The sequence below is a fragment of the Mesorhizobium sp. M0166 genome (assembly GCF_040322255.1).
GTDB lineage: Bacteria > Pseudomonadota > Alphaproteobacteria > Rhizobiales > Rhizobiaceae > Mesorhizobium.
This window is the reverse complement of the sequence record NZ_JAMYTD010000078.1, coordinates 1-8607: the sequence shown is the minus strand read 5'-3', so window position 1 is coordinate 8607 and position 8607 is coordinate 1. Positions and strand designations below refer to the sequence as shown.

7 protein-coding genes are annotated in these 8607 nt (G+C 61.3%); all 7 read right to left on the bottom strand.

Translation table 11 applies throughout. From position 1 onward, the window contains the following. Positions 1 to 81: 81 nt before the first annotated feature. Positions 82 to 510, bottom strand: a complete 429-nt coding sequence (locus NKJ46_RS34040; RefSeq protein ID WP_352671636.1) for a hypothetical protein — start codon at positions 508 to 510, stop codon at positions 82 to 84. Next, a complete protein-coding gene (locus NKJ46_RS34035; RefSeq protein ID WP_352671633.1) occupies positions 510 to 2993 on the bottom strand; it encodes a hypothetical protein in 2484 nt (827 codons plus the stop codon). Before NKJ46_RS34035 ends, NKJ46_RS34040 begins: the two co-directional genes overlap by 1 nt. Before the next feature lie 278 nt (positions 2994 to 3271). Next, complete coding sequence (locus NKJ46_RS34030; protein WP_352671631.1) at positions 3272 to 3484, bottom strand: Bbp19 family protein; 213 nt, start codon at positions 3482 to 3484, stop codon at positions 3272 to 3274. Next, positions 3466 to 3588 carry a hypothetical protein gene (locus NKJ46_RS34025; RefSeq protein ID WP_352671628.1) on the bottom strand — a complete coding sequence of 41 codons (123 nt, stop codon included), beginning with the start codon at positions 3586 to 3588 and terminating at the stop codon, positions 3466 to 3468. Before NKJ46_RS34025 ends, NKJ46_RS34030 begins: the two co-directional genes overlap by 19 nt. Continuing rightward, a complete protein-coding gene (locus NKJ46_RS34020; RefSeq protein ID WP_352671625.1) occupies positions 3585 to 5327 on the bottom strand; it encodes a portal protein in 1743 nt (580 codons plus the stop codon). The genes NKJ46_RS34025 and NKJ46_RS34020 overlap by 4 nt, the downstream gene beginning before the upstream one ends. 252 nt (positions 5328 to 5579) lie before the next feature. Then, a complete protein-coding gene (locus tag NKJ46_RS34015) occupies positions 5580 to 6752 on the bottom strand; it encodes an acyltransferase family protein (RefSeq protein ID WP_352671622.1) in 1173 nt (390 codons plus the stop codon). A gap of 480 nt (positions 6753 to 7232) precedes the next feature. Continuing rightward, on the bottom strand, positions 7233 to 7820 hold the full coding sequence (locus tag NKJ46_RS34010; protein WP_352671619.1) for a hypothetical protein: 588 nt from the start codon (positions 7818 to 7820) through the stop codon (positions 7233 to 7235). Positions 7821 to 8607: the final 787 nt, after the last annotated feature.

The window sequence follows — 8607 nt, the reverse complement described above, 5'->3', positions numbered from 1 at the left end:
GAAACCGCCGGGCCTTGCCCGCGCAAAGTCACGATTTAGGCAATAAAATCAACAGTTTGACGTTTGTGGACGGAAACTAGTCTAGTGGCCATCGTAAGGCTCGACCACAGCAAACGGTATTCCCAATGATTCCAGCAAATCAAGAATGCGTTTCGAGATGACGAGGCGGAAGGGTACTGCGATCCCGAAATCGTCGCGGCCAGCCTTCCCGTTCACCTTCAGCCAGACGAAAGGTGGTAGCTCAAGCCCGGGTTGATCCTCTTGACACTCTTCCGAGGTAGTCACCTCGGCGTCGGCGAACGTCGCACCTGAAAAGCCTATCTTCTGCAGTGCGCGCCGGGCTTCTTCAGTGACGAGGAAACAGGGGAATGTCGTAACGAGCACATCACCAAACCAGCCCTCTACTTCATAGTGAAGCTTGGTCACAATCGGCGGATGGACGCTCGGGTCAAGAACGGTGTGCTTGCCTAGCCCACCAGCGACGTTCGGCCTTATGCGGAAATATTGCATCACTCACCTATTGGAGGATTGAACAGATGTCCGTATCTTTTGTCGATATAAGTCACGTAGTCCAGCACCTGCTGACGAGTTGGCTGGGGGTGCGACGCATAAAATTCATCCCATTCGAATCGGAAAACGATCTTGTGCAAAAGGTTATCTAATCCTTTTGGTATGCCGCGAAGATTTTGAAGAGAGTGCATCTCATCTTCAGCAACAAGGCTTGGATATCTGGTCCATATCTGTCGCTCTGCAGCATGATGGACGACAACCTCTCCCTTTAGGTTCGCATCAAGAAATGTTTTACGGTAATTTTTTGAAAGAGCTTTGCCAAACGATGCTCCCGGAGACCTAATCTTAGAGGGGTCTCTGGCGATCGACTTTATTATCTCAAGAAGCTCAGCCTTGTCAGGCTTGACGCCGGTGCTCAAGCGGTAAGCGGCCTCTTTTGCTGCATTTATTGCACGAGACTCAACCTCGGTCGCCTGGCGAACCGCCGCTCCCTCAACGGCGAGTTCTGATGTGGCCCGCGACCCACTGGCCGTAAACTCCTCTAACGGCTTGGCAAACTTGCCCGTCCCGCCGCGGACAATGGTCAATCCTTTTGCAACGGCTTGGCCGAGTGACTCGAACGCCAAGCTGCCCTCTGCAGCTAATCCGGAGGCAGAAGTGACCGGCAGTTGACTGAGCGCGTCCAAAGGATCGTCGCGCAGATCCTGAAGAAACAGCCGAATGTCGTGCGGTGCTCGGCCTAGGGCCTCAAAACCTTCGGTGAGATAGTTGCCGAAGTCCTCCGCGGCGTGTTCCAGTTTCGATTGAGGTTTCCTAGGGCTTGAAGGAGCAGACGGTTGATTCTGCTTCCCGGCGATCACTGGTTCAACAACGGGCCTAGCCGGTTGGCTTTCGACAGATTGAGGAAGCCCGGCTTGGAAGAGCTGTTGGGATAAGGCTGCTCGGACCTCTGGATCGGACGCCCCATCAAAGAGGCTGTACAGGATGGTGTGCTTGTCCGCCTGTGGCACGCTCCTGTCTTTGAATATCGTGGCGATGTTCTTGAGAACAGACCGTGGTAAAGGTTGATAGTTCTCGATGCCCAATTGCTTTTGTGCTGCAACTGAAGCGGCGATTGCTCGGCCATAAGCTCCTGGGTCGTAAGTGTCCGGCTCTCCTCGACGATTCCATGACTCGCTGTCGGGAGTGGTGATCTCGCTCCAGGCTGCGTCGACGCTCGGAAAAACCTTGCGAACGTATCCGGCAGGATCCATCCGTCTGGCATCCAGCGTCTGAAGCGCGGCGGCGGCCGTGACGTGATACCGCGCCTGCTCCCCTCGGGAACCTGCAGGACCAGAATCGGCATCGCGTAGCGCCGCATGGATCGCTTGGTTCGGCATGGTGCGCATGCCGAAAACCTGCCTGCCGACATCGGCTCGCCAGTCGAAATCCCGGAAGCGTTTGTCGCCCTCGTCGAGCCCAAAGGCGATCCTGAAGGCGTCCCGGCCAGGCATCTTGCCGGAATAGGCGCCAGTGCTTGCGATGGCGTCCGGCGCGTTCTGCTCGGCGAGACCGATGTTGGTACGAAGCTCGATCTGCTGAGCCGTTTTGGCCGCCTCCGCCTGTCGGACCTGCGCTGCCTGTTCCTGTTGCGAGAGGTCGTCCCTGAACGCCTGCGCCACCCTTTCATCAGGCGTCTGCTTGCCGACGCGGTCACCCTTCGCTGCCGCCCCATTGGGCGCAACAAACGCGCTGGAGCCATCAACGGCCTCGGCGGTGTCGTCCTTGGTTTGGTTCTCAGCCTGCGCCGCACCCAGTATCTCTGCGGCACGTTTCGGGTCTTGGGCGATCATCGCTTGAACCAGTGCCTTGGCAGTGTTGCCGCGCCAGGCGACTTCGGCCGCTTGCCGGGCAAGCGGGTTGCCGATCTTGGCAATCAGGTCAAAACCGTTCTGCCGGATCGCTTCGAAGTTCCCGGTGTCCCTCGGGTTGCTTTGCGCGATGCCACTGGTTGAGATGTTGTCGATCTTGGTCCACTCGGCCTGCTCATACTCGTCGCGGCGCTGAAGCTGTCTCGCCGCCATCCGCAGTGAGCCGGCCTCGCGCATTGCCTCCTTCTGCCTGGCGAAAGCGGTGCGCTGGCTCTCGGGTATTTTGAGCAAGGCGTCATCGAACAGCGTGTCGAAAAGGCCGGTCTTGATCATCCGGCCCGTGCGCGCATCGACCTGGCCATACATCGTGTCATGCAGGCCGCTGCCGTCGGCCGGCGCATTCGCCACCACCTCGTCTTCCGCCTGCCCGATCTGGCCGTTGAACCGATGCCGCGCGAGTTCGGCGTCGAACGCTTCCTGCTGGTGCTTCTGCTGCTGGTAGCGCTCTGCGACGGCAGAGAGCTCGTCGCCAAACCCCTGCATCGCCCTGCCGACCGACGACCCTTCGGGATAGGAGAGCACATTGCCCGTATCGAGCCGGCGCTGGGCGAGCTGGAGAGGTATGGTTGCCATTTAGTTGTTCCTTGCCCAAGGAGCCCGCAGACTCGAACTGCCGAAGATCTCCGCGCGGTCGGGCCGCACCGGCGATCCGGCTGCCTTCGTCGGGTCATGAATTTTGGGGAGGTCGCCAATGAGGGATTGGCCGGCGTTGATGATGCTCAAGGCCGACGGCCGTCGGCTAAATGGAACTCGCCGGCAACCTATCGTGATCCTGCTGTGAACTGGCCGAGTCGTGGGAACGATCGGTCGGAGCAGGCTATGACCGTGGCAAGGCCGGCGCTCCTAAGCCCCTACGCCTCCGCCCTCGCCGCCTTCTCCAGCGCCGCCAGCTGCGCCTCGTCCAGCGTCAAAAACCCCATAATGTGCTGCACCACTTCGGCGCGGGCATTGCTGAGCGCGCTGTGCAGCTCGAAGCCGTTCGGCGTCTTGGTCTTGGCCAGCCATTCACCGTAGGACGGGCGGCGGTAATAGCCGGTCGCAGCCGTCAGGTCGGCCAGCACCATCTCGCCGTCCTGGCCCGAGAATACCCATAGGCCTTGGCCAGCGCATCCCGCGCCTTTGCCGGGCCGCCGGCCTGGCTGGAATGGGCGAAGCGTTTGCCACTCATGCGCCCTGCCCACCCGAAGCATCCTGCACACCCTGCGGCATCAGCCCGCCGAGCCCGTCGAGCAGGCCGCTATCGCGCGCCTGCACTGCCGCCGGCACGGCATCCTTGGCCAGCTTGCCGGCGGCAACGATCGAAGCCATGCCTGCTTGTGCGGTTTGAGCCTTGGCTCTGGCATCGCGGATGCCCGCCACTTCGTCCTGGCGGCGAAAGATGCGCTGCGGACTGCGGCCGGCGCCCTGCACGATCTTCAGCGCTTCATCGCCGTCGATATTGTCCATGATGCCGGGATCGAACTGCGCCATCTGCATGGCGGTGGTGACCACCTGGATGGTGTCGCGGGCTTCCGCCGAACGGCGCAGCACGTCGAGCGGCCCGGTGAAGGTCGGCCGCAGCGCCTTGCCGGCAAGGCTCGCCGGCGGCAGGAAGCGGCTATCTTCCTCGTAAAGCCCCTTGTCTTCGAGAATGCCCAGCTCGCGGTCGAGATTAGAGGCAAAGCCGGCCTGGATGATCGAGCCGGACGGCCCGAGCAGCGCGCCCTTCTCCTCTTGCCGGATCAAGGCCTCGGTCGCCGTCATCTGCGGGTTCTGCACCAGCGTCTGGAACAGGTTGACGAACATCATGTCGCGGATCTCCTCGGCCCGACTGTCGGCGTAATTGAAGGCATAGGTCGGGTTCTGGCCGGTGACGATCGGCGCGATCAACGGCCGGCCGGCATCGTCGATGAGGCCGGGATAGTTCTCGCCGGGATTGAGCACCGGCACATAGTCGAGCCTGGCCTTGGAGGCGGTGGCCGGATCGGTGATCTGCTGCAATGCTCGCAGGCCGGAGCGCCGCACAGCGTTCTCCTCGCGCACCGTCGTCAGCGCCTCGATGGTCGGCGAGATGCCGTATGGATCGCCCTCGTAGCGGCGCCAGTTGAAGCACGACACCGGGAACGAGCGAAAACCGCTCTCCCTGACGATTGCCTCTTCATCCTCGATGACGTGATAGGACGCGAATGCCGTATCGAGATATTGATAGGTGCCGCTCAGACTGTACATCTTGCGCTCGTCGCGCGGCTGGATGCACTGGATCAGCGAGATTTTTGTCTCGCATTTGGCGGGGTCGTCGACCAGAACCTTGATCCGCGCCGGCAATCTATCGTAACCGAGCAGTTGCGCCGCCTGCCGCGCCGTGCGCTCGTAGCGGCGGTGGAAGATATCGACCTGGCCCCAGCGGTTTCGGCTGAGATAGCCCTCGACCACGGGGATCGAGGCATAGCGGATCAGCGTGCCGCCAAAGCCTTCCTCGGCATAGAGATAGGCCGGGCCATAGCGCACGACATTGCGCAGACAGGCCTGCGTCGCCGGCACGAAGTTCGAATTGGCGGAATAGCGCAGCGAGAACAGGAAGTCGCGCAGCGCTTCCGCCCATTCCTTTTCCTCGTCGGTTTCTTCGTCGTTGATTGCCGCGGTCGACAGCCCATGCCATTTCTCCGACTGCGGGATGATCAGGCTTTCGAGCCCGGCCGCCAATCGATTGGCGGCCGAGTTGATGGTGTTGGCATAGACACGCGCACCGCGCCGCTCCTGCCGCTCGGCCTGCGAATCGAGGCCGGCCTGGCGGCGGCCGCTCCACATGTCGGGCGCATCGGGATCGCAGAATTCGGACACCGCCTCCCAGACATGCTCATACTGGCTGCGCTCGCTCTCCAGTTCAGCCTGTCGCGACAGAATATCGCGAGCACGGGAATCGCTCATGGTCAGCCTCGCTTGATAAATTCGATTGGAAAAATGGCGGGAACGCCGAAACCGCCGATCTCCCCCCTCGTGGGGGAGATGTCCGGCAGGACAGAGGGGGGCGCGAAGGATCGCCGCCCTTGATTATTTGCTGCCGGGCGTGAGCCCGGACGTGCTGTTGTATCGCCAAGCCGGCGGGACAGCGCCCCCCTCTGCCCTGCCGGGCATCTCCCCCACGAGGGGGGAGATCGGCAGCTTCATCGGGGCCGCTCTTTATGCGCTGGGCTCGAGCGCCGGGCTCCGGCCAAAGCGCTGCACGACGAAACGGCCCATCTTCTGGCCGGGCACTTCGATCAGCGTGTAGGTGATCCAGGACAGCAGGCAGACCACCGGCAAGACGACGGCAACAACAATCGCAAAGCGCACCGGCGCCGACAATTCGTTGCCGAACTGGGTGATGACCAGAGCCGCCACCGGCTGGAGAACCAGCAGATGGATCAAATAGATGCTGAAGGAAAGCTCACCCATCAAATGAAAGAACCTGTTGGCGAGCGTCATGGCGATCTTTCTGGCCACGATGCCCGCTATTCCCGGCAGCATCCGGTAGAGAACCAGGGCAAAGAAACCCACGACGAGCGCTTCGCGCATCAAAAACTTGCCAAGCCCGTAGCCGCCGCCGAAGGGCAGCGCGGCCAGAGCCATGGCCAATGCCAGATGCACGAAAGGCCGCTTCTGCCTTTGATGGACGACGCCCGCCAGCAGCATCCCGCACAGGAAAATCTGCATCTTCAGCGGCAGGAACGACGGCATCGGAAAATGCACCGACAATTGTCCCATCAACAACACGATCGCGCTTCCGGTGGCCGCGACCAGGATGCCGCTCCATATCCAGTCAAGCCTGCGAACCAGCAGCATGACCGCCGGGAATAGTGCGTAGAACTGCATCTCCAGCCCCAGGCTCCAGTCCGGCAGCGGCGTGCGATAGGCGAAATTCGGCACCAGGCCGAACAGGAACAGCAGATGGGCGCCGATATTCTTCAGGCCGCTGTCGAGATAACGCTCGGGCGCCTGCGGCGACCGCAGCAGGAACTCGTCGATGACCGTCCTTGACTGGTAGAGATATGGGCCAAGCGCCAGGGCAGCGAACAGCATGACGTAGAACAGCGGCGCTATCCTGAAATAGCGGCGGGTCCAGAATTTCAGCCAGGTTTCCGGCCTTTGCCAGGGCTCCTTGGCCTGGCGCAACTGGTAATGAAACACCATCAGGAAGCCGGACAGCATGATGAACAGATCGACGCCGAGATCCGGTTCGCCGAGGATAGGAATCTGCCAGCCGGTCAACAGCAGGCAATGGCCTATCAGCACCCAGATCGCGGCGAGCGCCCGAAGCCCGTCAAGGCACTCGATGCGCGATGCTTCCGTCATGCCGGACTTTTCGATAGCCATGTTGCAATGCAGCATGGCGGCTGAGGGAGGAATGTCAACCGTGCGGAGGGAACACGAATTGCGCTCGGCTGTTACGGAAAAGGCGGAACACAATTGTAGAGGCATGCGCTTGAACACCCCCCTCTGTCCTGCCGGACATCTCCCCCGCAAGGGGGGAGATTGGATGTCGCTTCGGCCTTCGCCAACCTCTAATGTTGCAGATGGGCGGTATCCCCAAAGCTGCCAATCTCCCCCCTTGCGGGGGAGATGTCCGGCAGGACAGAGGGGGGTGGGGAGGAATGAGGCCTGCGTGAGAAGCCCGGCGGCATCACCCGCCTCGCTTCTTCACCAGCCTTGCGTGCCGGCGCCAGTACCACCACGCCAGCACCCGGTTGCGGAACACTCTTCTCATCGCGCCCATGTCACACCCCCAGCAGCACGCGGCGCTGGCCGGTGAGGTCGCCGGGCGACAGATCGGTCTTCACGGTTCCGGCGGTGCCGTCATTGGCCGCAAGCTGGGCCCGCAACGCCGCCTCGCGCGCCTGCACGTCCTTGTCGGCAATGGTCGGTGTCGGCGGCAACGGCTTCAGCGCCGGCGGCTTTTGAAAAAGGCACATGGTTTTCTCCAAGGGTTCTTGTCCAGTCGTAGAGCAGAAAATCCTCGCCGTTCCGGCCGTAGCCCGGCAGGCAGCAACGTTGCGTCGCGCCAAGCCGGGCAAGCCAGCGCAGCGCCAATTCATTATTGGCCAAGGCGCGGGCCTCGACCCGCCAGGCGCCGCGCGCCGCAACCTGCGGCCCGAGCACGGCATGAAAAAATTCGGTAATCCCAGGCACGCAGCGCCTCATGCGGCGCGTGCCCCAGCTCCAGGCGATCCACAGCCCGCTCCGCTGCTCGGCAGCGCCGAACCCGGCCTCCGGATTGCCGTTTAGCTCGGCGACATAGGCAAAACCCTGCAGCGCCGTCAGCGCCAGCAAAGCCGGCGACCACTCGTCGAACTGGCAGTCGATCTCGGCCCGGTCTTCGGGCCGCAGATTGGCGGCGATATAGGAGAGATCGCGCAAAGTGGCGGGAATGATGCGGAGAGTCATGTTGAGCCACTTTCCGGAACGCTGCGAAGCGGAGGGCCCTAGGCGGCGTGGACAAATTTGGATGGTCTGCCAATGCTTCGTTGTGCGGTTTCGATCGTCCTGGTTAGATGAGTCATGCAACCAGCCACACGCTCCTCTTGGAAGACGCTACCCCTCCCAGCGCAGCGAGATCGGATAGACCTCGCACTGCTGTATTCGGACGCCGAGGGCGAGAGGATCAGGCTCGGGCACGTCCCCGAGGATATGGACGATAAGTGGTTCATATTTTTTGAGAATGGCTGGCTCTATTTTCATCGTTCATGGACAGGCGCCTGCATCTATGGCGTCAGTCTCGACGGATCACCTAACGGCGTTCGTATAGTTGATGCGTGGGTCAGTGGGGACAAAGAGCAGTACCGATCGCCCGGCCCGGAGCACGATGCCCGTTTGATCGAGCAACTCATTTCCGGTCGCCTGTTGTCGTAACATCGACACTCACTGGATTTCCTTGGCCTGTGACTTGTGGATGTACCTATGGGGACAAGCGCATGACTTGTCGTAACTGCGCGCCGATCGAGAAGACCCGAACGATCTATAGCACCGGTCGTCTCGCGGCGGCGATCACGATGGCCAAAGAGGCCATACGCGACGGCATTCTGCAGGAAGTGCCGGGTGGTCCTATGTCGAGTGTCATCCCGTTTTCGGATCTCAACCCGAATGGACGTAAGCGCCAAGCTGACCCCATCTGGCGCGGCTTGAGGTGATGAGCGAGAGATAGTGACACTGAAGGAGCTGAGGAGCTTGCAGT